Genomic DNA, 25557 nt, shown 5'->3' on the forward strand with positions numbered 1-25557 from the left:
CGCCTGTTACGACGGTAAAGCGCGTGTCGTTGGGAGCATGGCGGGCGTGATCGAGATGACCGCTCGCCGACGTCAGCCGTCGCCCCTGCTCATCCGGATGCGCGACCGCTCGCCCGGACTGGCCGGCGCCCTCGTGGGCGGCGCGGTCGCGGCAGGACTTGGACTCGCGTCGTTCGCCGTGCTGGTGATGATGCTGTGGATCACCTCGCCGTATCCCGACAGCGGGCCCGGCGGCGCGCTGCACGTGGCGGCGGCGCTGTGGCTGCTGGCCCACGGAGCCGAACTGGTCCGCGCCGACACGCTCTCCGGCGTCCCGGCTCCCGTGGGCGTTCCGCCGCTGCTGCTGCTCGTGCTGCCGGTGTGGCTGCTGTACCGGGCGGCGCGGGACGCCACGGACGGTGGGACGGTGGACGGGGGCGACGGCCTCGACGACGGAGTCGAGGAGGTCGTGGACATCGCGGTGGTCGCCGGGCCGCCGCTGATCTCCGCCCGCACCGCGTGGACGGGTGTCGTCCTCGGCTACCTCGCCGTCGCCGCGCCCGCCGCCCTGTACGCCGCGAGCGGTGCGCTGCGGCCGTCGTGGGTGTGGGCCGGGGTGTGCGTGCCGCTGGTCGCCGTCATGGCGGCGGGGGCGGGCGTGTGGTCGGCCTACGGCCGTCCGGGCGGGGCGCTTCGGCGGCTGCTGGGCGGGCTGCCGGTGGGCGTACGGCCGTCGGCCCTCGGGTCGGAGGGGCGCCCGGGTGTCGCCGCCCGGGCCGCGGCGGCCGGTGCGGCGGTGCTCCTCGGGGGCGGTGCGCTGCTGGTGGTGGGGTCGCTGCTGGGACACGGCTCGGCGGCCCAGGCGGGGTTGCTGCGGCTGACGGAGGGGTGGTCGGGACGCTTCGCGGTGCTGCTGCTGTGTGCGGCCCTGCTGCCGAACGCGGCGGTGTGGGGTGCCGCCTACGCCCTCGGCCCCGGTTTCGTCCTCGGCGCCGGCCATGTCGTCAGCCCGATGTCCTCGGCACCGGCTCCGTTCCTGCCGCCGTTTCCGCTGCTGGCGGCGGTGCCCGAGGCGGGGGAGGGGCGGCTGGTGCACTGGGCGGCGGCCGGTGCCGTGCCGGTGGCCGCCGGGGTGGTCGTCGGCTGGGTCGTGGCGCAGGGGGCGGCCTCCGGAGAGCATGGCGGGACCCGGCCGGGCGGCGGCGGGTGCGGTGCCGTCTGGCCGCCGGGGCGCACCGCCCGTGCCGCAGCCTTCGCGGCCGTGCTGTGCGCGGCCGCACTCGCGGGACTCGCCGCGCTGGCGGGCGGGCCGCTCGGGGTCACCGTCCTGGCCCGGTTCGGTCCGGTGTGGTGGCAGGTGGGTGCGGCGGCACTGGCGTGGCTGGTGCTGGTGGCCGTCCCGACGGCGGTGACCGTACGGGCCTGGCGATGCCGTGCGCCCGAGGCGGACGGCCCGAGGATCGGCAGGCAGCGGGAGGAACCGGCCGAGCGCGCTCGGAAGGGCGGGCGACTGCGGAAGGGCCGGCGCCCCGGCCGGGGTTGGTTCACACGCACCGGAGCCGCCGGGATCGCCGGAGCCGCCGGGGGCGACGCCTCCCCGCACGACGGGCACGCGAAGCCGAACACCTCACCCGCCACAGCGGACGCCCCCCACACCCCGTTCGACCACGACGCCCTGTACGGCCTCCGGGACCAGCGGGACGACACCGCATTCGATCCGTACGACTTCCTGCCGGCCGACCCGGCCCCCGAGCCCTACGACGCCCTGCCTCCGCCTGACTCCGCGCCCGAGCCGGACACCCCGTGAGGCGGCGGGCCGCCCGTCAGTCGTTCGCCCCCAGCAACCCCCGCAGCTCCTTCGGCAGGAGCTCCGTGCAGGACTGCCGGGCCTCGTTCGTGAGGGCGTCGTTCGTGCAGGTGTAGTAGTCGCGGTAGACCAGCTGGGCCGTGAAGGACGCGGCGACCAGGGCGATGGCCAGGGACGCCGTGACCAGGCCGCTCACCGCTGCCGTCGTCTGGGGGCGGCCCGTCTGCTCGGGGGCCGGGCTGTCCGGGTCGGCCCTGCGGGGCTTGGCGCGCAGGGCGCTGATGCCCCAGTAGAGGGAGAGCGCGCCCAGCAGCAGTGCCACGTAGGGCCAGCTGAAGAGGGCGAAGAAGAAGGCCCACATGCCCGAGAGCAGGGCGTAGCGCGCATGGCGCTGGACGGGGTCCGTCGGGTCCCAGCGCGGGTTCTGGCCGCCCTTGGGGTCGCCCGGTCCCTCGGGGCCACCGCGGGGGCGGTCACCGAAGCCGCCGGACGAGCGGCCGGGCTGCCGGTCGCTCCACTTCCTGGCCCACGGCCCGCGGTCCCCCTCCCCGCCGTCCTTTGAGTCGTCGCCCGACGGGCGCCGCGGCTGCCAGGGCCGGTCCGGGGTGCCCTCGGGCGGCGGGGCGAACGGGTTGTCCTCCTGGGACCCGCGCCCCCGCTCGTCGCCGCGGTCGCCGTCCGAAGGCGCGTCGGGTGGTGAGCTGGGGCGCTCCCGCAGCAGCACGCTGCCGCGCTCCCCTCCCTGCGCCGAGAGCTGGGGGAACGTGAGGAGTCGCATGCTGCGGTCCGGCATCAAGTGAGCGTCTTCCCGTTGATGAGTAGGAATGAATCGAAGAGTAGGGACGAGTGGACAGAACTGAACGGTGTCGGACCCGGGCCCGCCACCTCTTGAACGCATCACGTCCGGACGGCGTTCCCGAACCGGCTCCGCCCAGACGCTACCTTCCGGCCGTCCCCCCGTCCCGTGGGGGCCGCCGGGTGTGCCGGTATCGTTGCTGACGGTCGGACGGTTCGTAGGCTTCCCCGTATCCGGGGGCGTGAAGCATTCGTATGAATGCACAAAATGCCGAGGCCGGCCGCCTGGACAGACGCTCCCCCGAGAAAGGCCCCCACCGTGGCCGCCAAGCCCGTGGCCCAGCGCGCCAAGCGCCTGGTCGTGCTGGTCTCCGGATCCGGCACCAACCTTCAGGCGCTCCTCGACGAGATCGACGCCGCCGGTGCGCAGGCGTACGGGGCCGAGATCGTGGCCGTCGGCGCCGACCGCGAGGGCATCGAGGGGCTGGCCCGCGCCGAGCGCGCCGGGCTGCCGACCTTCGTGCGCAAGGTCAGGGACTACGGCAGCCGCGAGGAGTGGGACGCCGCGCTCGCCGAGGCCGTCGCCGCCTTCGAGCCCGACCTCGTCGTCTCCGCCGGGTTCATGAAGATCGTCGGCAAGGAGTTCCTGGCGCGGTTCGGCGGGCGGTTCGTCAACACGCACCCCGCCCTGCTGCCCAGTTTCCCGGGGGCCCACGGCGTACGGGACGCGCTCGCGTACGGCGCCAAGGTCACCGGCTGCACCGTCCACTTCGTCGACGACGGCGTCGACACCGGACCGATCATCGCCCAGGGCGTGGTGGAGGTCCGGGACGAGGACGACGAGAGCGCTCTGCACGAGCGCATCAAGGAAGTCGAGCGAAGGCTGCTCGTCGAGGTCGTGGGGCGGCTCGCCCGCAACGGCTATCGCATTGAGGGACGAAAGGTAGTTATCCAGTGACCGCCGAGAGCAACAAGCGGCCCCTTCGCCGGGCGCTCGTCAGCGTCTACGACAAGACCGGGCTGGAGGAGCTCGCCCGCGGCCTGCACGAGGCCGGTGTGGAGCTCGTCTCCACCGGGTCCACGGCCGCCCGCATCTCCGCTGCCGGCGTCCCGGTCACCAAGGTCGAGGAGCTCACCGGCTTCCCCGAGTGCCTGGACGGCCGCGTCAAGACGCTGCACCCCAGGGTCCACGCCGGCATCCTCGCCGACCTGCGCCTGGAGGACCACCAGCGGCAGCTCGCCGAGCTGGGTGTCGAGCCGTTCGACCTCGTCGTCGTCAACCTCTACCCGTTCCGCGAGACCGTCGCCTCCGGGGCCACCCCCGACGAATGCGTCGAGCAGATCGACATCGGCGGCCCGTCGATGGTCCGGGCGGCCGCCAAGAACCACCCCTCGGTCGCCGTCGTCACCAGCCCCGCGCGCTACGCCGACGTCCTGTCCGCCGTGCAGAACGGCGGCTTCGACCTCGCCACCCGCAAGCGGCTGGCCGCCGAGGCCTTCCAGCACACGGCCGCGTACGACGTCGCCGTCGCCTCCTGGTTCGCCTCCTCCTACGCGCCCGTCGACGAGTCGCAGTTCCCCGACTTCCTCGGCGCCACCTGGGAGCGCGAGCACACCCTGCGCTACGGCGAGAACCCGCACCAGCCCGCCGCGCTCTACGTCTCGGGCACGGGCGGCCTCGCCGAGGCCGAGCAGCTGCACGGCAAGGAGATGTCGTACAACAACTACACGGACACGGACGCCGCCCGCCGTGCCGCGTACGACCACGCCGAGCCCTGTGTCGCGATCATCAAGCACGCCAACCCCTGCGGTATCGCGGTGGGCGCGGACGTCGCCGAGGCGCACCGCAAGGCGCACGCCTGTGACCCGCTGTCGGCGTTCGGCGGCGTGATCGCGGTCAACCGCCCGGTCAGCAAGGAGATGGCCGAGCAGGTCGCGGAGATCTTCACCGAGGTCATCGTCGCGCCCGGCTACGAGGACGGCGCCCTGGAGGCCCTCACCAAGAAGAAGAACATCCGCGTGCTGCGCTGCCCCGACGGGCCCTCCGCCCCGGTCGAGGTCAAGCCCATCGACGGCGGAGCGCTGCTCCAGGTGACCGACCGGCTCCAGGCCGACGGCGACGACCCGGCCAACTGGACGCTGGCGACCGGCGAGGCACTGGACGCCGACGAGCTCCAGCAGCTCGCCTTCGCCTGGAGGGCCTGCCGTGCGGTGAAGTCCAACGCGATCCTGCTCGCCAAGGACGGTGCCTCGGTCGGCGTCGGCATGGGGCAGGTCAACAGGGTCGACTCCTGCAAGCTGGCGGTGGAGCGGGCCGGGGCCGAGCGGGCCCGGGGTTCGTACGTCGCGTCGGACGCGTTCTTCCCGTTCCCCGACAACATCGACGTCCTGGGCGCCGCCGGCGTCAAGGCCATCGTGCAGCCCGGCGGTTCCGTCCGTGACGAACTGGTCGTCGAGGCCGCGCAGAAGGCCGGCATCACGATGTACTTCACCGGGACGCGGCACTTCTTCCACTGACGGCGGCGGAGCGGGCCGGCGGCAGCGCCGGCCCGCTGTCCGGACGGCTCAGCCGTCCACCTCGTACTGCCCGACCTCCAGGAAGTACCGCAGCTCCTCCGGCGTGCCGTCGATGACGTCCTCGGCGGCGGCCCGGAGCGCGTCGCTGATGGCCGGGTCGGCCAGGATGCGGGCGACGGCGACGCGGTCGTCCTCGGCCTGGGCGAGGCGGTAGCCGGTCTCCAGGAACGCGCGCAGGGCTTCCGGGGTGTTGACGTCGAGGGCCTTGGTGGCCTCCCTCTTGACGCCCCGGCCGGAGTCCGGGTCGCTCAGGATGCGGACGATGGCGACGCGGTCGTCCTCGGCCTGGGCGAGGCGGTAGCCCGTCTTCAGGAACTCCCGCATGTCCTCCACGGTGCCGTCGAGCGCCTCGTTGGCCTCGCGTACGACTCCGCGGCCGCTGTCCTCGTCCGCCAGGATGCGCAGGATCGCGATCCGGAGGTCCTCCTCCGACATCTCGTCCACCGGCGTGCCGTCCGCCGGGGACGCCGTCGCCACGGCGGCCGACGCGGGAGCCGTTCCGGTGGCGAAGGCCGGGGCGGTGAGCAGCAGGGCGGGGGCCAGGGCGCCGGCGGCGACGACCAGAGCACCACGGGTGAGTCTCATGCGCGAACCATCCTCCAGGTCAAGGGAATCGAGAGCATGTTCGCATAATCGGGGCATGGGGACGGTTGATTCACGGCGGCGCGTGGTACCTCGAACTGCCTGTGGCCCGCCGGGTGTTGACCGGCGGACCGCAGGATGTCGCCCGAGCGGATGCCCGGTGGGTGGAACGTCAGTCCATGAACTTCGAGCAGGTGTCCGAGGCCAGCTTCTTGTGGGAGGAGATGCGGTTGTCCGCCGTCTCGCCGTTGCTGAACACGTCGTCCGACTTGAGCGAGGAGACGTACTTCTTGCCGGAGGCGATGCAGATGTGCCCGCCCTTGTAGTCCTTCAGCCGGTAGAACGCGACGTACTTGCCGGTCTTGTTCACGATCGAGGTCGCCCTGTTGTCGTCGTCACCCTGGAAGGAGCGGGAGCTGTTCCCCCAGTTCTCGTCCCACTCCTTGGACGAGCCGAGGTAGCTCTCGCAGTAGGACAGGCGGTACGCGTACATGTAGCCCGACTTCGCCTCCTCGTAGTTGTCGTCACAGTTGGCGGTGGGCGCCGCCTGGACGGAGGCGGCGGGGACGAGGGCTCCCAGACCGGCGAGGGTGAGGGTGGCCAGCGTGGCGGTCAGTTTGCGCATGACGGATCACTCCTTGTGGATTGCGGTTGGTGTGCTTGCGTGGTGGCTTGCGGAGGTACGCCGACGGCACGGGCCTCAGGAAGCGGCGCCCGTGATGTCCTCGGCGCGGGCCAGGGCGGCGAGGCTCAGCCGCTGATGGGTGGCGATGGTGTCGGCGTAGGGCCCGAGCTTCTTCGCGCGGTACTCGTGTTCCAGGTCACGGGCGGTGGCGGCCAGCCCGGAGGCGTCCTCACCGGCGCAGACGGCCTCGGCTGTGGCGAGCTCCACCTCGACGGCATGCGCCTTCCCGTCGCTCATTGCGTCCGTCGACCGTGCGAGCTCCAGGCGCAGGTGCTCGGGAGAGCGGTAGTCGTGCCCCTTCTTTCGCATGCAGGACGACCATGAAGCCAGGGCGTGAACGAAGCGCTTGTCCTTCATGAGGTCCGGAAGGAACAGCGGGGCGAGGTTCTCGGTGATCGTCGAGACGCGGAACCAGGTCTCGTGGTCACCGTAGAGCTCGCCCTGAGCCTCCGCCCGGCACCCGCCGGCGGGGCCCTCCACCGTGCCGCCGCGGGGCAGTTCGACGCTGACGGTGTCGGAGGGCATGCCCTCCAGGGCCCTCGTGTAGCGGACGCGGTCCTCGCGCGGGAACGCGTTGGAGTACGCGAAGTTGGGATTCCCGGCCCTTTCGGCGGCCCTGACGAGCCGACCGCCGTAGCCGTGCTTCCTCACCCAGGCGAGGTCGTCGAGGACGTAGACGGCGGTCTTGCGCTCGTCGACGCTCGCGATCGGCCCCACCCAGTACGAGAACCCGCGCGACGCCATGCACTTCTTCGTCAGCAGCCCCTCGGCCCGCTCGACGACCACCTGCTCGGCGTCGGTCAGGTCGCGGCCCTGCCCCGTGCTGCTGCTCCCTGAGTTCCCGGACGGCCCCGTGGTGGCGGAGGCCGTGCAGCCCGCAGCCGTGGCGGTAATGATCACCGCCGCCGCGAACCGCGTGGCGAAGGCTCGCCTCATGGTCGTGCTCCCCCGTGTCCCCCCGCACCTCCCCTGTGGCGGTGCGTGGTCTCCACTGTGCAGGGGGCGGCCGGCGAGCAGTACCTGCAATGTTTCAGGGTCGTGCCGGGAGCCCTCCGGACGGCTGCGTCAGCAGTTCTTGCTGACGACGTCCGTCCACGTACTCCCCGTCCCGGTGTACTGCTTGCCGTTGAAGTGCACGGGCTTGCGGTCGGCCTCCGTCGGGATGCCGTTCGTCTTGTAGCGCTGCTCGTAGTGCAGGTGGGCCCAGCCGCCGCTGTTGGCGCCGGTGGCGCCGATGTGGCCGATCCTGGTTCCCGCGGTGACGCTGTCGCCCTTCTGGACGTACTTGTCGTGCTTGTCCCTGAGGTGGTAGTACGCCGTGTACCAGCCGCTGCCGTGGTCGATGACGATGACGTTGCCGGCGCCCCGGTCCCAGAAGGTACGGGCCACCTTGCCCTTGTAGCCGGTGAGCACGTTCTTGCCGGACGACCCGGTGTTGCCCTTCACCACGATGTCGAGGGCGGGGTTGTGGCCGCTGTCGTAGGTGTCGAGCCGCCAGTGGGTGTCGCAGGCGAACGGCATCTGGAACCTGGGCTTGGCCGCCGCGACCACGTCACCCTGGGCCGAGGCCGGTGCCGCCGTGGCCCTCCCGCCGGACTCGAGGCCGAGCGGGAGCGCGAGCGCGCCGGCCGCGAGCACCACGGCCGCCTTGCGGTGCCGGGCCGCGTGTGTTGTGTGCATCCGTATCTCCCCGTCGTCGTTCTTCTGCCGCTCTTGGCTGCGGACGCGTCAAGCATTCGGTGGCAGCCGGGAAAGCGGTACCTCGAAAGTTGTAGGGCGGTCGGCACGGCGGCCGTTCGTTCAGCAGGACGGGACCCACTCGTGGGAGCGGATCACCAGGCCACCGGGGTCGGGAAAGTTGACCTTCTGGAGAGAGTTGACGCAGCCGAACGGCGCCTTTCTGCCGGGCTCGCGGAAGAGCCGGACGTCGTCGTGCGGATCCCCCGTGAAGCCGTTGTTGAAGGCCGACCTCGGTTTCGTGGTCTTCGCCCAGTCGCAGGTGATGATGCCGCCGGTCCAGTCGTCGTCGTACTCGTACCAGGCGCACATCTCGCCCTGTCCGTCCGGCTCGGTGAAGAAGCAGACGTCACCCTGGTCGCAGCGCGCGTACCCCTGCGGTGCGGGTTCGCGCAGGGCGAGGAGGCCGGCGGTGGCCAGCGACACGACCGTGACCGCGGCGAGCGACCCGAGGACGGCTGGATGCGGGCCGCGCCTCGGCTTCAGCCGGGGCAGCCGCGGGGAACGGGCCGCCCCGGCCGCGGTCTCGACCCGGCGGAGCAGGGACTGGGCGGAGTGCGGGGCCCGGTCGGCGTGCGTGGGGGCGAGGCAGTCGATGACGATCTGCCGCCAGGCGTCCGGCAGTTCGGGCGACAGGCGAAGCTCTTCGCGGCCCTTGGCGTAACGCTGGACCGCTTCCCGGCGGGCGGCCGGGTTCGCCCCGGGGAACGGCAGGCCGCCGGTCAGGACCAGGTGGGCGAGGACGCCGAAGGCCCAGATGTCGGCGGTGGGACGGGTCTGGTGGCCGCGTTCGCCGACCTCGGCCCACAGGAGCTCGGGCGGGGTGTAGTCGGAAGTGGTGAACGCGGGGGAGTAGGCGTGGGTGCCGTCGAGTTCGGCGGCCAGGTTGAAGTCGGCGAGCCGGACCGAACCGTCCGCCATGAGCAGCACGTTGGCGGGTTTGAGGTCGCCGTGCACCCAGCCCGCGTGGTGGAGATGGGCCACCCCCTCGCAGATCTGGGCGACCAGGGACGGCCCTCCGGGGACGGCTACGGCACGCTCCGCCGGGGTGTCCCCCCGGCCCCGGGACCGGGCCGCCAGCTGGTCGAGCAGCTGGTCGAGGGATCCCTCGGCACGTTCGAGGACGAGGACGGTGGCGCCGTCCAGCCCGGGGCGGGCGGGGTCGTCCACGGTCAGGGTCTCGTACATCCGGATCAGGCGTGGGCGTTGCAGTCTGCGCAGTAACTCCGTCTCCCGCTCGGCGAGTTCGCGCAGGTGACGGAGCCGGCGCGGAGTCTGGGTGCCCGTCGGCAGGAACTTCAGCGCGGCCTCGGCCGGCAGGCCCTCGACGGGCTCGGCGAGGCGGGCGGCGTACACGCTGCCGAAAGCCCCGGAAGCGATGGGCTCGCGTACGTCCCAGGCGCCGACGCGGTAACCCCGCGGGACCTGCACGGCGTGCGGCCATGACTCCCCGCTCACCGGACGGGCTGCGCTTTCCCGCCCAGCAGGGCCAGGTCGGCCTCCCGCACCAGGTCGAAGCGCAGGGCCAGGGACACCAGGCGTTCCTTCTTGCCGTTGAGGCGCGGGCCGCCGCCCGGTGCCGAGTCCGGAGCCGGTTTCAGGCGCAGCTTGACCGCCAGATAGTCGATGTTCCACGCCACCGACGCACGCGAGACCGACGGCCACAGCGGGCGGAGCCGCTCGACGAGTTCCTCGGCGGTGGGCAGAGGGGCGTGCGGCTCACCTCTCAGGCGGGCGGCGCACAGGGCGACCAGGACCTGGAAGTACCGCTTGCCGCGGTCGAGCGGGAAGGCCGAGGCGGTGGGCGCCCCGCCCCGCGGGCCGGTGCGGTCGAGATAGTCGTGGCGCGGCGCCCACACGTCGAAGCTCAGCAGCTCGCTCCCGGCCGGCAGGACCACGCGCGAGAACTCGAAGGGCACCGGGGCGTCGAGCCGGCCCGGCGGGACCTTGATGTGCTCGCCCGCGCCTTCCGGGTTCTCGACCACGTACGTCTGTGCGCCGCTCAGATTGCTGAGCCTCCAGTAGGCGCCGGCGGCCGTGATCTCGCCGGCCTCCCTGGAGACGCCCTCGTGCGGGATGAACAGGTGCGGGCCCCGGGGCCGTACGGCACGGCCGAAGGCCAGGGACTCGCAGGGATCGAGGTGGATGTGATCGTCCGGGCATGTGCTGTGCATGGGCACGACAACGATGCTGTGCATGGCGGCTTCCTCCCCCGAGAGAAACTCCGCCCAGAGTAGGAGGGAGGGGGCGGGAAAGCCCAAGGGAAGGCAAAATCGGCGTGTCGTGAACGATCGGTGCGGTGTCGTGCGGTAGTGACCGCCCGGTCACCTCTTCCCGGGCGGCGCGTACTCCTCCAGGTAGTGGGCGACGCGGTCGGCGTAGCCGCGTACGTCCGGCGGCACCCCACCCGCCTTGTTCACCGTCCGGTACGACCTGCGGTAGGCGGTGGCGACCAGGACCCGGCGGTCGCCCGGGAGGTCGCCGTGCAGGCGCGGGGCGATCCAGCACAGGTAGCGGCCCATCGCCGGGATGGACTCGGCGGGTGGGAAGGGGGGTTGCGGGACGGTCTCGCCGGGCGTGCCGTCCTCGTTCATCCACCAGCGCAGGACGCGCGGGGTCCAGCGGGCGATCCCGTACTCGTCATTGGCGGGGTCGGAGAGGTCCGGGTCGAAGTCGCTCTCCACCTTCAGCATGGCGGCGATCAGGACCGGCGTGACGTCCTTCTGGTCGCAGTCGTGTGCCGTCTCCACGATCAGCAGGCGGTAGGCGGGAGGGATGCCCCGGTCGGTGCGGAGCTCCGAGGCGCCGTACGCGGCGGAGACGTTCGCTGTCGCACCGGAGCCGCTGCCGCCTGGGGCGCCGCCGGACCAGACGCTGATGCCGTAGGCCAGGGCGGCGAGAGCGCACGCGGCGGCGGCCACCGCCGCCGCGAGGGACGTACGGCGGATGCGGCGGCGGGCCGGGTGCAGGAGGGGCAGGCGGAAAGGGCGGTGCGCGGTGCCGGCGGCCGCGCGGACGCGGCCCAGCAGTGTGCCGGCGGTGATGCGGTCCTTGTGGGTGCGGGTCAGGCAGGCGGTGATGATCTGCCGCCAGTCGTCGGGAAGTTCGGGCGACAGGCGCAGTGCGTCGGTGCGGCGGGCGTAGGCCGCCGCAGCGTCGCGGCGGGCCGCCGGGGTGGCGCCGGGCAACGGGAAGGAGTCGGTGAGGACCAGGTGCGCGAGGACGCCGAAGGCCCATACGTCGGCGGACGGGCGGATGCGGCGGCCGCGTTCGCCGATCTCGGTCCACAGCAGTTCCGGCGGGGTGTAGTCCGGGGTGGAGAAGGCGGGCGTGTAGGCGTGCGTGCCCTCCAGTTCGGCGGCCATGTTGAAGTCGGCGAGCCGGACCGAACCGTCCTCCATCAGCAGCACGTTGGCCGGCTTCAGGTCGCCGTGCACCCAGCCGGCGTCGTGCAACTGGGCCAGGCCCTCGCAGATCTGCGCGAGCAGGGTGGGGCCGGCCGCGGGCCGGGGTGTGGCGGCGAGCAGGGCGGACAGGGAGCCCTCGGCCCGCTCCAGGACGAGGACGGTGGCGCCGTCCAGCTCCGGGCGGTCCGGGTCGTCGACGGTCAGCGTCTCGTACATCCGCACCAGCCGCGGATATCTCAGCCGCCGGTACAGCTCGACCTCCCGCTCGATCAGCTCGCGCAGATGGGTCAGCCGGCGGGGCGTGGCCGTGCCGGTGGGCAGGAACTTCAGGGCGGCCGTGGGCGGCAGCTCGGTGCTGTCGCCGATGCGCCGGGCCGCGTACACGCTGCCGAAGGCGCCCGTCGCGATGGCCTCGCGCACCTCCCAGACGCCGACCCGGTACCCCTTCGGCACGGGCACGGCGTAGGGCTCGGTCACCGGGTCACCTCACCCGGCGGGGCGGCCTGGCCGTCCTCGCGTGCCGGGGCGAAGCCATGGGCAAGGTCGTCGGACGCGGACCGGCCGAACGTGAGGCGTTCGCCGGGCGCGAGTGGGATCTGGCTGCGGTCTCGCTCGTCCTCCGTGGTCGGCGGAGGTACCACGATGATGCTGTACAAGGTGCTCTCCCCGTGCCTGACGGCTATGCACGTCAGACTAGGGCGACGCACCAGGGCCGTGCCCCCCTCGTACGGGTGAGACACGGCCCTTGGATGTGATTGGCGCGAACTGGTCCGCTCGCCGGGGTCCGTTCAGTAACGGGGGCGGTTGAACCAGGCCTTGCCGTTGGCGTTGCCGACGAACACCGCGACCAGAATGGCGAGGACGGTGTGCACCAGGCCCACGAGGATGAACGGGTAGATGCCGAGGACGGCGGTGATGATGGCGAAGACCAGGATGGTGACGCGGGCGCCGTTGCCGCCGTTCTTGAACTTCGTCGCCAGGACGGCCGCGAACACCAGCCAGGCGAGGCCGAACACCACGTAGCCCCAGATCACGCCGGTCGACTGGCCGACCAGGTCCTGGAAGGCGGTGTTGTCCTTGAGGGATTCGTCGTCCTTCGCGGCGTTGAGGGCCACGGCGGCGAAGGCGAAGAACGCCACGCCGAGGACCTGGAGACCGACGATGACCCACAGCATCACCTTGGCCGCGTTCACCGAGCCCGGCATCGTCGTCGGCGCGGCGGGCCCGCCGTAGGGGGACACCGGAGGGGCCTGCGGGTAGCCGTAACCGGGAGCCTGCCCCTGCTGCTGCGGGTAGCCGTAGCCCGGCTGCTGCGGCTGCTGCGGCTGTCCCTGGGGAGCGCCGTAGGGGTTGTTCGGGTCGCCGTAGCTCATGGGGGCTTTCCTCCGTTGGTCCGAGTGCGGGGACGACGCGTGGCATCCGCGCGGAGGAAAGTTCTTCAGATTGCGACCGTCCCCCCGTTGAGCTGCCCGCGGCACTTGTCAGGTCATCGTTCTGCACCACTGACGGGCTTGTCCAGCCGCATTCCCGATGTGTTGTGCAAGTGCAACATCGCTGATCATGGGCGGATACGGGGGGACGGGCCCCGCGGTGCCCGTATTGCGGCCGGATTGGAACCGTGGGCGGGTCATCCGCGAGGATGGGGGCATGACCGCCCAGATTCTCGATGGCAAGGCCACCGCAGCCGCGATCAAGTCCGATCTGACCGCCCGCGTGGCGGCGCTGAAGGAGAAGGGCGTCACGCCCGGCCTCGGCACGATCCTGGTCGGGGACGATCCCGGCAGCCAGAAGTACGTCGCCGGCAAGCACCGTGACTGCGCGCAGGTGGGCATCGCCTCCATCCAGCGCGAGCTGCCGGCCACGGCGACGCAGGAGGAGATCGAGGCGGCCGTCCGCGAGCTGAACGAGGACCCGGCCTGCACGGGTTACATCGTGCAACTGCCGCTGCCCAAGGGCATCGACGAGAACCGCATCCTGGAACTGATGGATCCGGACAAGGACGCGGACGGCCTGCACCCGATGAACCTCGGCCGTCTGGTCCTGAACGAGCCGGCCCCGCTGCCCTGCACCCCCAACGGCGTGCTGACCCTCCTGCGCCGCTACGGCGTGGAGATCAAGGGCGCGGAGGTCGTGGTGGTCGGCCGGGGTGTGACCATCGGCCGGCCGATGCCGCTGCTGCTGACCCGGCGCAGCGAGAACGCGACCGTGACCCAGTGCCACACCGGCACGCGTGACCTGTCGGCGCACCTCAAGCGCGCGGACATCATCGTCGCCGCGGCCGGTTCCGCCCACCTGATCCGCGCCGAGGACGTCAAGCCGGGCGCGGCCGTCCTGGACGTCGGCGTCTCCCGCAGTGCCGAGGGCAAGATCGTGGGCGACGTCCACCCCGACGTGGCCGAGGTCGCCGGCTGGATCTCCCCGAACCCCGGCGGAGTCGGCCCGATGACCCGCGCCCAGCTGCTCGTCAACGTGGTCGAGGCGGCGGAGCGCAGTGTCGGCTGAACGGGACGCGGGGAGCGCGGGCAGCGCCTCGGGCGCCGGGAGCACGGAGAGTGCGGCGGCCGTCCGGAGCGCGCAGAACGGCGCGGGCGCGGAGGGCGCCACGGCCGGGCGGAGTGTGCAGGACGATCAGGGGGCCCCGGGCGTCGCCCCGGGCGCTGCCGGAGCGCCGAGCGGCCGGAGCGCGCGGGACGGTGCCGGCGCGGAGGGTGCCACGGCCGGCCGGGGCGTGCGGGACGCCCGGGGTGTCGCGGACGCCGTTCCGAGCGCTGCCGGAGTGTCCAGCGGCCGGAGCGCGCAGAACGGTGCCGGCGCGGAGGGCGCTCCGGCCGACCGGAGCGCGCGGGCCGGGCAGAGCGAGGCGGACGCGCCGGGTGCGGGCGACGGTGACGCCGACCCGGGGGTGCGCGACGGTGACGCCGACCCGGGGGTGCGCGACGGTGACGCCGACCGGGGGGTGCGGGTGGAGGGCGGCGATCTCACCGTGCGGGATCCCGTCAGCGCGCCCGATGCCCAGGGGCGGCCGCGGCGGGTCACCCGGCGCTTTCCGTTGTTCACCAAGGACACCGCGCGGCCCGAGGGCGGTGGCCGGGCCGCGCCCGGGGACGCGTTCGCGCCGGCGCGGCAGTGGCCCGTCCTCGCCGTGCTCGGGCTGGTCGGACTCGGGCTGCTGGTGACCGCTTTCGGTCAGTTCCGGCTCGGGACGCTGCTGATCGGCATCGCCCTGCTGAGCGGTGGCGCGATGCGGTGGCTGCTGCCGGACGTCGGTATGCTCGCCGTCCGCTCCCGGTTCACGGACATCGTCACCTACGGCGTCATGGGCCTGGCGATCGTCCTGCTGGTGATGATGGCGCAGCCGAATCCCTGGCTCCAGATCCCGTTCCTGAAGGACACGCTGCACTTCACGGTCACCAGCGAGTGACCGGACGGCGGCCCGTCCTCTCCCCCGAGGAAGGACGGACCGCCGCCACGGCCAACCCTCCTGCACGGCGAAGAGCCTGTTCAACGGCTGTCAGCGCGCTGTGGCACGGAAGTGACGGTTCCGGTACTGGTTCCGGTACTTCCTCAGGCAGATTCGGCACGAACTGGTGCAACCACGGGGTTGGCATGGACAATCGGGACGGTCCAGGGTGTATCGCGCGCGACTCCTACGCTTCTGTGCGCCCCCGCTCAGGGAACTGAGATCCTGAGTGGACGCATCCCTGTGGGTAGCCAGAACGGGGACTCGGCCAAGGCCGCCGACGCGCGGGGCGAACAGCGCGGGTAATAACAGCACGTACCGGGGGGAAGAGGGGGGACGCAATGCCTCGTTGGAGGGCCTTGCCGGATGAGCTCGATCCACAGATCAGGGAGTTCACCAGCCAGCTGCGCAGACTCGTGGACCGCAGTGGGCTGAGCATCGCGTCGGTGGCGGACCGCACGGGCTACAGCAAGACGTCGTGGGAGCGTTATCTGAACGGCCGGCTGCTCGCGCCCAAGGGCGCGATCGTGGCGCTGGCCGAGGTCACGGGGACCAATCCGGTGCACCTGACCACCATGTGGGAGCTCGCCGAGCGCGCCTGGAGCCGCTCGGAGATGCGGCACGACATGACGATGGAGGCCATACGGATCTCCCAGGCGCGCGCCGCGCTCGGGGAGTTCGGCGGGCAGGACTTCGGGAGCCCCTCGGCCGGTTCCGCCGGTTCCAAGGGCGACGGCAAGCCGGCCCCCGCGGGCGGCGGCCGGCCGGCCCGCAGAAGCGGCAGCGCCACGGTCACGCCGGGGATCGCGGGCCCGGCAGGCGTGGTTCCGACCGTGCCGGCGCAGCCGACGGCCCCCGAGGCGCAGGATTCCACCGGCAGCGGTTCGACCGGGGTCAACTCGTGGGGAGTGGCCGGCTACCAGCGCCCGGCCCAGGGCCGCGGGCGCACCGCCGGCCCGGGAACCGGCTCTACGCCCGCTTCGGGTCCCGGGACCGTCCGGACCCCGGGCGCCGGGGCGGGCTCGTACGGCACCGCGCCGCAGGACGCCGTACCGGTGGATGCCGGTGGGGCTGGTGGTGCCGGTGGCACTGGCGGCTCTGGTCGGTCTGGTGGTTCTGCTGGTCCCGGCGGCAAGCGGCGGACCGCGACGTTCCTCGCGGGTGTCGTGGGCGTGCTCGTGGTGATCGCCGGCGCGTTCTACCTCACCGGTGGCGGTGGCGACGACGAGGCCAAGGGCTCCACCAAGTCGCCCACGCCGACCGCCAGCACGAACCCGGATCTGCCGCCCGGCGTGAAGTGCAGCGGCGACAGCTGCACCGGCAAGGACGCGGAGAGCATGGGATGCAGTGGTGACCTGGTGACCACGGCCCAGACCGCGACCGTCGGCACGACCGTCGTCGAGGTCCGCTACAGCGACACCTGCAAGGCGGCCTGGGGCCGTATCACCCAGGCGGCACAGGGCGACGAGGTCCAGGTCAGCGCGGGCAAGGCGAAGCAGTCCGGGAACATCACCGTCGCCGGCGACACCATCGCGTACACCCCCATGGTGTCCGTCAAGAACGCCGCCGACGCCAAGGCCTGCGCCACGCTCGCGTCCGGCCGGCAGGGCTGCACGGAGTAGGGGGCGGCCTGGTCCCGCGGGGACGCGTGACGTCCGGCGGGCGCCCGGGCTGCGGGTTGGGGGCTGGGATCCGGCGGGTGCTGGGCGCGCGGCGGGCGTTTGGACCGGCGGTGTGCCGGGCGTGCGATCGGGTTGTCTGCCTTTGGCGGGCGGCCTGGCCCCGTCGGGAAACGAATTTCGGAGAGGGAGGATTGCCCGGCGGAATCGCGGGCACGCGAACCGTACCCCCACGGGAGTCCGGCTTGGTCGGTTCCCCCCAGGCGGCCGCCTTCGTCCACCTCTCCCGGACGGGCGGCCGCCTTTTGTGCGGGTGCGGGTGAGTTGTGGGGTGGGCCACACCGACCCGGCCGTCCGGGATCCCGGATGCGCGATAGCCTGACCGCTGGATGGATCTCTTGACGCCAAGAGATCGATCAAACGTCCGGGGCAGGGACGCCCCACCGCCAGCTGTCATACGGAGAACGCCATGACCCGCACTCCCGTGAACGTCACCGTCACCGGCGCGGCCGGCCAGATCGGTTACGCCCTGCTCTTCCGCATCGCCTCCGGTCAGCTGCTCGGCGCGGACGTGCCGGTGAAGCTGCGCCTGCTGGAGATCACGCCCGCCCTGAAGGCGGCCGAGGGCACGGCCATGGAGCTGGACGACTGCGCGTTCCCGCTCCTGGCGGGCATCGACATCACGGACGACCCGAACGTCGCCTTCGACGGCACGAACGTGGGCCTGCTCGTCGGCGCCCGCCCCCGCACCAAGGGCATGGAGCGCGGCGACCTGCTGGAGGCCAACGGCGGCATCTTCAAGCCGCAGGGCAAGGCGATCAACGACCACGCCGCGGACGACGTGAGGGTCCTCGTCGTCGGCAACCCGGCCAACACGAACGCGCTCATCGCGCAGGCCGCCGCGCCCGACGTACCGGCCGAGCGGTTCACCGCGATGACCCGTCTGGACCACAACCGCGCCCTGACCCAGCTCGCGAAGAAGACCGGCTCCACGGTCGCCGACATCAAGCGGCTCACCATCTGGGGCAACCACTCCGCCACCCAGTACCCGGACATCTTCCACGCCACGGTCGCCGGCAAGAACGCCGCCGAGGTCGTGAACGACGAGAAGTGGCTGGCCGAGGACTTCATCCCGACCGTCGCCAAGCGCGGTGCCGCCATCATCGAGGCCCGTGGCGCCTCGTCGGCCGCCTCCGCCGCCAACGCCGCCATCGACCACGTCCACACCTGGGTCAACGGCACCGCCGAGGGCGACTGGGTCTCCATGGGCATCCCGTCGGACGGCTCCTACGGCGTCCCGGAGGGCCTGATCTCCTCCTTCCCGGTCACCTGCAAGGACGGCAAGTACGAGATCGTCCAGGGCCTGGAGATCAACGAGTTCTCCCGCGCCCGGATCGACGCCTCCGTCAAGGAGCTCGAGGAGGAGCGCGAGGCGGTCCGCGGCCTCGGCCTCATCTGAGTCGCCCGGCTCTTCCGACCGGAGTCTCTCCGCGTCGCCGCGCAGGCCCCGTACCGGTTCCGTCCGGTACGGGGCCTGCGGGCTTTCCGGCCCCGGTCCTCGTGGCGCTGCCGACGTCACCACGCTCGATCGGCGCCCGCTTTCGCCCTGATTGCCCGCATCTCCAGTGACACAGCGCACTTTCGGCCACCGATCGCGCATGCATCCGGAGGACCAGGGCATGCGCACTCGGTCTCTTAGTGACACATCTGTGACACAGGGGCGCTGATCAGGAACGGAAGGCGAAAGCGATCATGGCGGAAAGCAACGAACTCCAGGCGCGCAGCACCATCCACGCGGGAGGGGAATGGCGTGCGGCCGTCTCCGGCGCCACGCGCGAGATCCTCGACCCCGCGGACGCCCTGCCGTTCGCCGTGGTCGCGGAGGGTGACGAGAAGGACACCGATCTGGCGATCGCCGCCGCCCGGCGCGCCTTCGACGAGGGGGAGTGGCCGCGGACGCCCGCCGCCGAGCGGGCCGCGCTGCTGCGCCGCGTCGCCGACCTGCTCGTGCGCGACCGCGAGCAGCTCGGGCTGCTGGAGAGCCGTGACGCCGGCAAGACCGTCGAGGAAGGGCGCGTCGACATCGACTGCGTCGCCGACGCCTTCCGGTACTTCGCCGACCTCGTCGCGGCCGAGAGCCCGGGCCGGGTCGTGGACGCCGGCTCGTCCGACATCCACAGCGTCGTCGTCCACGAGCCCATCGGCGTCTGCTCGATGATCACGCCCTGGAACTACCCGCTGCTCCAGGCCAGTTGGAAGATCGCCCCGGCCCTGGCCGCCGGAAACACCTTCGTCGTCAAGCCGAGCGAGATCACCCCGATGACGACCATCGCGCTGATCGAGCTGCTCGTCGAGGCCGGACTGCCCGCCGGAGTCGCCAACATCGTCACCGGGCCGGGTCATTCGGTCGGCGCGCGCCTCTCCGAGCACCCCGACGTCGACCTCGTCTCCTTCACCGGCGGCCTGATCAGCGGCACCAAGGTGGCCCAGGCCGCCGCGCCCACCGTCAAGAAGGTCGCCCTCGAACTCGGCGGCAAGAACCCCAACGTCGTCTTCGCCGACGCCTGCGCCACCGACGAGGCCTTCGACACCGCCGTCGACCAGGCCCTCAACGCCGCCTTCATCCACAGCGGCCAGGTCTGCTCGGCCGGCGCCCGCCTCATCATCGAGGAGTCCGTGCGGGACCGCTTCGTCACCGAACTCGCCCGCAGGGCCGAGAGGATCCGGCTCGGCCGCGGCACCGAGGACGGCGTCGAGTGCGGCCCGCTGGTCTCCGAGCAGCAGCGCGCCAAGGTCGAGATGTACGTCGAGTCCGCCCTCAAGGAGGGCGCCGTGCTGCGCTCCGGCGGCAAGCGCCCCGAACCCTCCCCGCAGCGCCCGGAGAACGGCTACTTCTACGAGCCGACCGTCCTCGACCACTGCCACCGCGAGATGCGCGTCGTGCGGGAGGAGGTCTTCGGGCCGGTCCTCACCGTCGAGACCTTCCGCACCGAGGACGAGGCCGTCGCCCTCGCCAACGACACCGAGTACGGGCTCGCGGGCGGCGTCTGGACCACCGACGCGGGCCGCGCCCGGCGCGTGGCCGGCCGGCTGCGGCACGGCACGATCTGGATCAACGACTTCCACCCCTACCTGCCGCAGGCGGAATGGGGCGGTTTCGGCAAGAGCGGAGTGGGCCGCGAGCTCGGCCCGGCCGGGCTCGCCGAGTACCGCGAGACCAAGCACGTCTACCAGAACCTCGCGCCGAAGCCGGTGCGCTGGTTCGCGGGCTGACCCGCACTCCCGACGGCATCCTTCGCACCTCGTTCCCCGGATCCCCGACTCCCCGCAGACCTCAGCCCCCCTGGAGTACCACGCCCATGCCCGATAACACCCACGAATTCGACTACGTCGTCATAGGCGGCGGAACCGCAGGTTCCGTCATCGCCTCCCGACTGACCGAGAACCCCGACGTCACCGTCGCCGTCATCGAGGGCGGCCCGAGCGACGTCGGCCGCGACGACGTGCTGACCCTGCGCCGCTGGATGGGCCTGCTGGGCGGCGAGCTCGACTACGACTACCCCACCACCGAGCAGCCGCGCGGGAACTCGCACATCCGGCACAGCCGGGCCCGGGTCCTGGGCGGCTGCTCCTCGCACAACACGCTGATCGCGTTCAAGCCGCTGCCCGCCGACTGGGACGAGTGGGAGGCCGCCGGCGCCAAGGGCTGGGGCGCGGTGCAGATGGAGGCGTACTTCGCCCGCCTGCTCAACAATGTCGTCCCGGTCGACGAGAAGGACCGGAACGCCATCGCCCGTGACTTCGTCGACGCCGCCCAGGAGGCGCTGGGCGTGCCGCGCGTCGACGGCTTCAACAAGAAGCCGTTCACCGAGGGCGTCGGCTTCTTCGACCTCGCCTACCACCCCGAGAACAACAAGCGGTCCTCGGCGTCGGTGGCGTATCTGCACCCGGTGATGGACGAGCGCCCCAACCTGACGATCCTGCTGGAGACCTGGGCGTACAAGCTGGAGCTGAACGGCAACCGCGCCGAGGGCGTGCACGTGCGCACCAAGGACGGCGAGGAGATCCTCGTCAGGGCGCGGGGCGAGGTCCTGCTGTGCGCCGGCGCCGTCGACTCGCCCCGGCTGCTGATGCACTCCGGCATCGGCCCGAAGGCGGACCTGGAGAAGCTCGGCATCCCCGTCGCGCACGACCTGCCGGGCGTCGGCGAGAACCTGCTCGACCACCCCGAGTCGGTCATCGTGTGGGAGACCAACGGCCCCATCCCGGAGAACTCCGCGATGGACTCGGACGCGGGCCTGTTCGTGCGCCGCGACCCCGAACTGCCGCACCCGGACCTGATGTTCCACTTCTACCAGATCCCGTTCACGGACAACCCGGAGCGACTGGGGTACCAGCGGCCGGAGTTCGGCGTCTCGATGACCCCGAACATCCCCAAGCCGAAGAGCCGCGGGCGGCTGTACCTGACCAGCGCCGACCCCGAGGCCAAGCCCGCCCTGGACTTCCGCTACTTCACCGACGAGGACGACTACGACGGCAAGACCCTCGTCGACGGCATCAAGATCGCCCGCGAGATCGCCAAGACCGAACCGCTGGCCGGCTGGCTCAAGCGCGAGGTGGCCCCGGGCCCGGACGTCACCGGTGACGAGGAACTCGGCGAGTACGCCCGCAAGGTCGCGCACACCGTCTACCACCCCGCGGGCACCTGCAAGATGGGCGACGCCGACGACCGGCTCGCGGTCGTCGACCCCGAGCTGCGTATCCGCGGCCTGGAGGGCATCCGCATCGCCGATGCCTCCGTGTTCCCCACGATGACCACCGTCAACCCGATGATCGGCGTGCTCATGGTCGGGGAGAAGGCCGCCGAGCTGATCGGTGGTGGTTCCCGGTGACCGCGACCCTCGAACCCCCCACGGAGCAGACCATGGACACCACAACTCCCGTCTTCTCGGTGGAGGGCCTGTGGAAGGTGTTCGGCCCCAAGGCCGACCGCGTTCCCGCCGATCCCGAGCTCACCGCCCTCGACCCCGCCGAGCTGCGCTCCCGCACCGGCTGCACGGCCGCCGTCCGCGACGTCAGCTTCGACGTGCGCAAGGGCGAGGTCTTCGTCGTCATGGGCCTGTCCGGCTCCGGCAAGTCCACGCTGGTGCGCTGTCTGACCCGGCTGATCGAGCCGACCGCCGGCACCATCGCCATCGACGGCGAGGACGTCCGCGCCATGGACCGCTCCCGGCTGCGTGAACTGCGCCGCCACCGCGCCGCCATGGTCTTCCAGCACTTCGGCCTGCTGCCGCACCGCACGGTCCTCGACAACGTCGCCTACGGCCTGGAGATCCAGGGCATGGGCAAGGCCGAGCGGCGCGAGCGGGCCGCCGAGGTCGTCGCCAAGGTCGGCCTGGAAGGCATGGAGCACCGCCGCCCCGGCCAGCTCTCCGGCGGTCAGCAGCAGCGCGTCGGGCTCGCCCGCGCGCTCGCCGCCGACCCCGAAGTCCTGCTGTTCGACGAGCCGTTCAGCGCCCTGGACCCGATGATCCGGCGCGACATGCAGGACGAGGTCGTCCGGCTGCACCAGGAGGAAGGCCGCACGATGGTCTTCATCACCCACGACCTCAACGAGGCCCTCAAGCTGGGCGACCGCATCGCCCTGATGCGCGACGGCCGGGTCGTGCAGCTCGGCACGCCCGAGGAGATCGTCGGCTCGCCCGCCGACGACTACGTCCGCGAGTTCGTCCGGGACGTCCCGCGCGAGCAGGTCATGACCGTCCGTACGGCCATGCGCCGCCCCTCCGCCGACCAGGACGGCAGCGGACCGGCGGTCCGGCCCGAGGCGACGGTCTCCGAGGCGATCGAGGCGGTCGCCCGCGCCGGCGCACCGGCCCGCGTCATGGACAAGGGCCGCTGCGTGGGCGTGATCGACTCCGACACGCTGCTCGGCGTCGTCGCCGGCACGGAGCAGCCCGCCCCGCCGGGGACCGAGCAGCCCAAGGGGGCGGTGTGATGGCGACCATCACCGCCTCCCCGCCCCGTATCGGCCTGCCCGGGCTGCTCAAGAGCCGGGCCTTCCAGAAGCTGCTGCTCCTGGCCGTCGCCGCGGCGATCCTCGTGCCGCTGGCGAACGCCCGCTGGGCGAGCGGCACCTGGCCGAGCGCACTGACCGTCGACTTCTCCGAGCCGCTCGCCAAGGCCAGCGACTGGATCATCGACAACCGCGACAGCCACCCGCTGTTCCTGTACTTCTTCGGCCACGTCAGCAACGTCGTCGTGATCGCCGTACGGGCCGTCTACCTCACCCTCCTCGCCATCGGCTGGGCGGGCGTCACGGCCCTGGGCGCGCTGGTCGCCTGGCGCGTCGCGGGCGTGCGGCTCGCGCTCGGCACGGCCGTCGCGTTCCTCGCCTGCGGCCTGCTCGGCATGTGGGTGCCGACCATGCAGACACTCGCCCTGATGGTCGTCGCGGTCGTCGCGTCGGTCGTCGTCGGCATGCTGCTCGGGCTCGCCGCCGGTCTCTCCGACCGGATGGACCGCGTCCTGCGCCCGGTCCTGGACACCATGCAGGTGCTGCCCGCCTTCGCCTACCTGCTGCCGGTCGTGCTGGTCTTCGGCATCGGCGTCCCGGCGGCCGTCCTGGCCACCGTCATCTACGCCGCCCCGCCCATGGCCCGCCTGACCTCGCTCGGTCTGCGCGGCGCCGACAAGGAGGTGCTGGAGGCCGTCGCGTCGCTCGGCTCCACCGCACGGCAGCGGCTGCTGACCGCCCGGCTCCCGCTGGCCCGCAAGGAACTCCTGCTCGGCGTCAACCAGACGATCATGATGGCGCTGTCCATGGCCGTCATCGCGGCCGTCATCGGCGCGGGCGGTCTCGGTGACCGCGTCTACCAGGCACTGGCCTCGGTCGACGTCGGTGCCGCGCTCGCCGCCGGTATCCCGATCGTGCTGCTGGCCGTCGTCCTGGACCGCGTCACCGGCGCGGCGGGGGAGAAGCTCGGCGCCGAACCGGAACCCCGCAGCGGAGTCCGCTGGCTCGTCGCCCTCATCGGCGTGGTCGCCGTGGCGGTCGCCGGGCGTCTCGCCGGCCGGCTCGACTGGCCCGAAGCCTGGATCGTCGGCATCGCCGAGCCCGTCAACCGCGCCGTCGACTGGATGACCGCGCACCTGTACTCCGGCGTCCCCGTCATCGGCGGCACCGCCGACTGGGCCGGCCACTTCACCACCTGGGTCCTCGACCCGATGCGGGACAGCCTGCAGGCGCTGCCCTGGTGGGGGGTCCTGCTGATCGTCGCCGCCCTCGCCTGGGTGATCGGCACCTGGCGCACCGCGCTCACCGCTGTCCTCGCCATGGCCGCGATCGGCGTCCTCGGCGTCTGGAAGCCCTCCCTGGACACCCTCTCCCAGGTCCTCGCGGCCGTCGCCGTCACCCTCGTCGTCGGGTTCGCCGTCGGTATCGCCGCGGCCCGCAGCGACCGCCTGGAGCGGGCGCTGCGCCCCGTCCTCGACGTCTTCCAGACGATGCCGCAGTTCGTGTACCTGATCCCGGTCGTCGCCCTGTTCGGCGTCGGCCGCGCCCCGGCCGTCGCGGCCGCGATCGTGTACGCGCTCCCGGCCGTCGTCCGTATCACCACCCAGGGCCTGCGCCAGGTCGACCCGGCCGCGCTGGAGGCCTCCGGCTCGCTCGGCGCGACCAGCTGGCAGCAGCTGAAGCAGGTCCAGCTCCCGCTGGCCCGCCCGGCCCTGCTGCTCGCCGTCAACCAGGGCCTCGTCCTGGTCCTCGCCGTCGTCGTCATCGGCGGCCTGGTCGGCGGTGGCGCGCTCGGCTACGACGTCGTCTTCGGCCTCGCCCAGGGCGACCTCGCGACCGGTCTGGTGGCCGGTGGGGCGATCGTCTGCCTCGGACTGATGCTCGACCGGGTGACCCAGCCCACCGAACGCCGCGCGAAGAAGGGAGCGTGACATGCGAGTCCGCAAGACGGCCCTCGTCGCCGCTCTGAGCTCCCTGGCGCTGCTCACCGGCTGCGGCGCCGCCGACATGACCAAGCAGGCCTCGCCCTTCGCCAACGCGCAGGGCGCCAAGACCGTGACCCTGTCCGTGCAGTCCTGGGTGGGCGCCCAAGCCAACGTGGCCGTCGCCCAGTACATCCTGGAGCACGAGCTGGGCTATCGCGTCGACACCGTCCAGGTCGACGAGGTGCCCGCCTGGGACGCCCTCAGCCAGGGCCGCGTCGACGCGCTCCTGGAGGACTGGGGCCACCCCGAGCAGGAGCAGCGGTACGTCAAGGACAAGAAGACGATCACCGACGGCGGTGAACTCGGCGTCACCGGCCACATCGGCTGGTTCGTCCCGACGTACCTCGCCAAGCAGCACCCGGACATCACGAACTGGAAGAACCTCAACAAGTACTCCCACCTGTTCCGCACCCCGGAGAGCGGCGACAAGGGCCAGCTGATGGACGGCTCGCCGTCCTACGTCACCAACGACAAGGCGCTGGTGAAGAACCTGAAGCTGGACTACCAGGTGGTGTTCGCGGGCTCCGAGGCGGCGCAGATCACGCAGATGCGGCAGTTCGCCAAGGAGAAGAAGCCCTTCCTCACCTACTGGTACACGCCCCAGTGGCTCTTCAAGAAGGTCCCCATGACCGAGGTGAAGCTGCCGCCGTACAAGGAGGGTTGCGACGCCGACCCGGAGAAGGTCGCCTGCGCCTATCCGCACACGCCGCTGAAGAAGTACCTGAACTCGGGCTTCGCGAAGAACGGCGGCAAGGCGGCGGCCTTCCTGAAGAAGTTCGAGTGGACGACCGAGGACCAGAACGAGGTCTCCCTGATGATCGCCGACAAGAAGATGACGCCGGAGGACGCGGCGAAGAAGTGGGCGGACAGCCACAAGTCCACGTGGAAGAAGTGGCTGTCCTGAGCGT

Annotated in this window: 21 protein-coding genes and 1 pseudogene; 12 read left to right on the forward strand and 10 right to left on the reverse strand. The window is 72.0% G+C overall.

Going from position 1 to position 25557, the window contains the following annotated elements; genetic code table 11:
- The first annotated feature begins 37 nt into the window (after positions 1-37).
- Positions 38-1786 (forward strand): cell division protein PerM, encoded by a 1749-nt coding sequence (locus CP976_RS26670; protein WP_150482605.1) that lies wholly within the window; start codon positions 38-40, stop codon positions 1784-1786.
- A 16-nt stretch (positions 1787-1802) separates the two neighbouring features.
- On the opposite strand, the gene CP976_RS26675 is transcribed toward CP976_RS26670, so the two are convergent.
- Positions 1803-2579, reverse strand: coding sequence for a hypothetical protein (locus CP976_RS26675; protein WP_150482606.1), 777 nt, complete (start codon positions 2577-2579; stop codon positions 1803-1805).
- A gap of 321 nt (positions 2580-2900) precedes the next feature.
- On the opposite strand from CP976_RS26675, the gene purN reads away from it, so the two are divergent.
- Together purN and purH are read left to right on the forward strand one after the other, a co-directional pair.
- Entirely contained in the window at positions 2901-3539 is a 639-nt protein-coding gene (gene purN, locus CP976_RS26680; RefSeq protein ID WP_150482607.1) for a phosphoribosylglycinamide formyltransferase, read from the forward strand.
- Positions 3536-5098: a bifunctional phosphoribosylaminoimidazolecarboxamide formyltransferase/IMP cyclohydrolase gene (gene purH, locus CP976_RS26685; RefSeq protein WP_150482608.1), complete on the forward strand. Its 1563-nt coding sequence runs from the start codon at positions 3536-3538 to the stop codon at positions 5096-5098. Before purN ends, purH begins: the two co-directional genes overlap by 4 nt.
- Positions 5099-5146: 48 nt before the next feature.
- Here purH and CP976_RS26690 read toward each other — a convergent pair whose 3' ends face one another.
- The 9 genes and pseudogenes from CP976_RS26690 to CP976_RS26730 all read right to left on the reverse strand — a co-directional run bounded on the left by CP976_RS26690 (position 5147) and on the right by CP976_RS26730 (position 12942).
- On the reverse strand, positions 5147-5743 hold the full coding sequence (locus tag CP976_RS26690) for an ALF repeat-containing protein (protein ID WP_150482609.1): 597 nt from the start codon (positions 5741-5743) through the stop codon (positions 5147-5149).
- Positions 5744-5912: 169 nt separating this feature from the next.
- The gene (locus CP976_RS26695) at positions 5913-6365 is read right to left on the reverse strand and encodes a peptidase inhibitor family I36 protein (protein ID WP_150482610.1); all 453 of its coding nucleotides are present in this window, start codon (positions 6363-6365) and stop codon (positions 5913-5915) included.
- Positions 6366-6440: 75 nt separating this feature from the next.
- Positions 6441-7361 carry a hypothetical protein gene (locus CP976_RS43020; RefSeq protein WP_167537426.1) on the reverse strand — a complete coding sequence of 307 codons (921 nt, stop codon included), beginning with the start codon at positions 7359-7361 and terminating at the stop codon, positions 6441-6443.
- 129 nt (positions 7362-7490) lie between these two features.
- Positions 7491-8105 (reverse strand): M23 family metallopeptidase, encoded by a 615-nt coding sequence (locus CP976_RS26705; protein ID WP_150482611.1) that lies wholly within the window; start codon positions 8103-8105, stop codon positions 7491-7493.
- A 120-nt stretch (positions 8106-8225) separates the two neighbouring features.
- Positions 8226-9620 (reverse strand): protein kinase domain-containing protein, encoded by a 1395-nt coding sequence (locus CP976_RS26710; protein ID WP_167537427.1) that lies wholly within the window; start codon positions 9618-9620, stop codon positions 8226-8228.
- Positions 9617-10360: an FHA domain-containing protein gene (locus tag CP976_RS26715; RefSeq protein ID WP_150482612.1), complete on the reverse strand. Its 744-nt coding sequence runs from the start codon at positions 10358-10360 to the stop codon at positions 9617-9619. The genes CP976_RS26710 and CP976_RS26715 overlap by 4 nt, the downstream gene beginning before the upstream one ends.
- A 126-nt stretch (positions 10361-10486) precedes the next feature.
- Positions 10487-12046 (reverse strand): protein kinase domain-containing protein, encoded by a 1560-nt coding sequence (locus CP976_RS26720; protein WP_150482613.1) that lies wholly within the window; start codon positions 12044-12046, stop codon positions 10487-10489.
- A gap of 2 nt (positions 12047-12048) precedes the next feature.
- Positions 12049-12225 (reverse strand): annotated as a pseudogene (locus tag CP976_RS44695) (FHA domain-containing protein); the annotation flags it as partial.
- Positions 12226-12357: 132 nt separating this feature from the next.
- Positions 12358-12942 (reverse strand): hypothetical protein, encoded by a 585-nt coding sequence (locus CP976_RS26730; protein ID WP_150482614.1) that lies wholly within the window; start codon positions 12940-12942, stop codon positions 12358-12360.
- 274 nt (positions 12943-13216) lie between these two features.
- On the opposite strand from CP976_RS26730, the gene CP976_RS26735 reads away from it, so the two are divergent.
- From CP976_RS26735 to CP976_RS26775, 9 genes are all read left to right on the forward strand, one after another.
- Positions 13217-14071 carry a bifunctional methylenetetrahydrofolate dehydrogenase/methenyltetrahydrofolate cyclohydrolase gene (locus tag CP976_RS26735; RefSeq protein ID WP_086602564.1) on the forward strand — a complete coding sequence of 285 codons (855 nt, stop codon included), beginning with the start codon at positions 13217-13219 and terminating at the stop codon, positions 14069-14071.
- Positions 14072-14498: 427 nt separating this feature from the next.
- Positions 14499-14990 (forward strand): DUF3017 domain-containing protein, encoded by a 492-nt coding sequence (locus tag CP976_RS26740; protein WP_229875620.1) that lies wholly within the window; start codon positions 14499-14501, stop codon positions 14988-14990.
- Between the two features lie 380 nt (positions 14991-15370).
- Positions 15371-16651: a helix-turn-helix domain-containing protein gene (locus CP976_RS26745; RefSeq protein ID WP_167537428.1), complete on the forward strand. Its 1281-nt coding sequence runs from the start codon at positions 15371-15373 to the stop codon at positions 16649-16651.
- A 466-nt stretch (positions 16652-17117) separates the two neighbouring features.
- Positions 17118-18107, forward strand: a complete 990-nt coding sequence (locus CP976_RS26750) for a malate dehydrogenase (RefSeq protein ID WP_086845363.1) — start codon at positions 17118-17120, stop codon at positions 18105-18107.
- 293 nt (positions 18108-18400) lie between these two features.
- Positions 18401-19921: an aldehyde dehydrogenase family protein gene (locus CP976_RS26755; protein ID WP_150482616.1), complete on the forward strand. Its 1521-nt coding sequence runs from the start codon at positions 18401-18403 to the stop codon at positions 19919-19921.
- Between the two features lie 86 nt (positions 19922-20007).
- On the forward strand, positions 20008-21540 hold the full coding sequence (locus tag CP976_RS26760; RefSeq protein WP_150482617.1) for a GMC family oxidoreductase: 1533 nt from the start codon (positions 20008-20010) through the stop codon (positions 21538-21540).
- A gap of 32 nt (positions 21541-21572) precedes the next feature.
- Complete coding sequence (locus CP976_RS26765; RefSeq protein ID WP_150482618.1) at positions 21573-22646, forward strand: quaternary amine ABC transporter ATP-binding protein; 1074 nt, start codon at positions 21573-21575, stop codon at positions 22644-22646.
- Entirely contained in the window at positions 22646-24595 is a 1950-nt protein-coding gene (locus CP976_RS26770) for an ABC transporter permease (RefSeq protein ID WP_150482619.1), read from the forward strand. The genes CP976_RS26765 and CP976_RS26770 overlap by 1 nt, the downstream gene beginning before the upstream one ends.
- Before the next feature lies 1 nt (position 24596).
- On the forward strand, positions 24597-25553 hold the full coding sequence (locus CP976_RS26775; protein WP_150482620.1) for an ABC transporter substrate-binding protein: 957 nt from the start codon (positions 24597-24599) through the stop codon (positions 25551-25553).
- Positions 25554-25557 lie beyond the last annotated feature (4 nt).

This window comes from Streptomyces coeruleorubidus (assembly GCF_008705135.1).
Classification (GTDB): domain Bacteria; phylum Actinomycetota; class Actinomycetes; order Streptomycetales; family Streptomycetaceae; genus Streptomyces; species Streptomyces coeruleofuscus.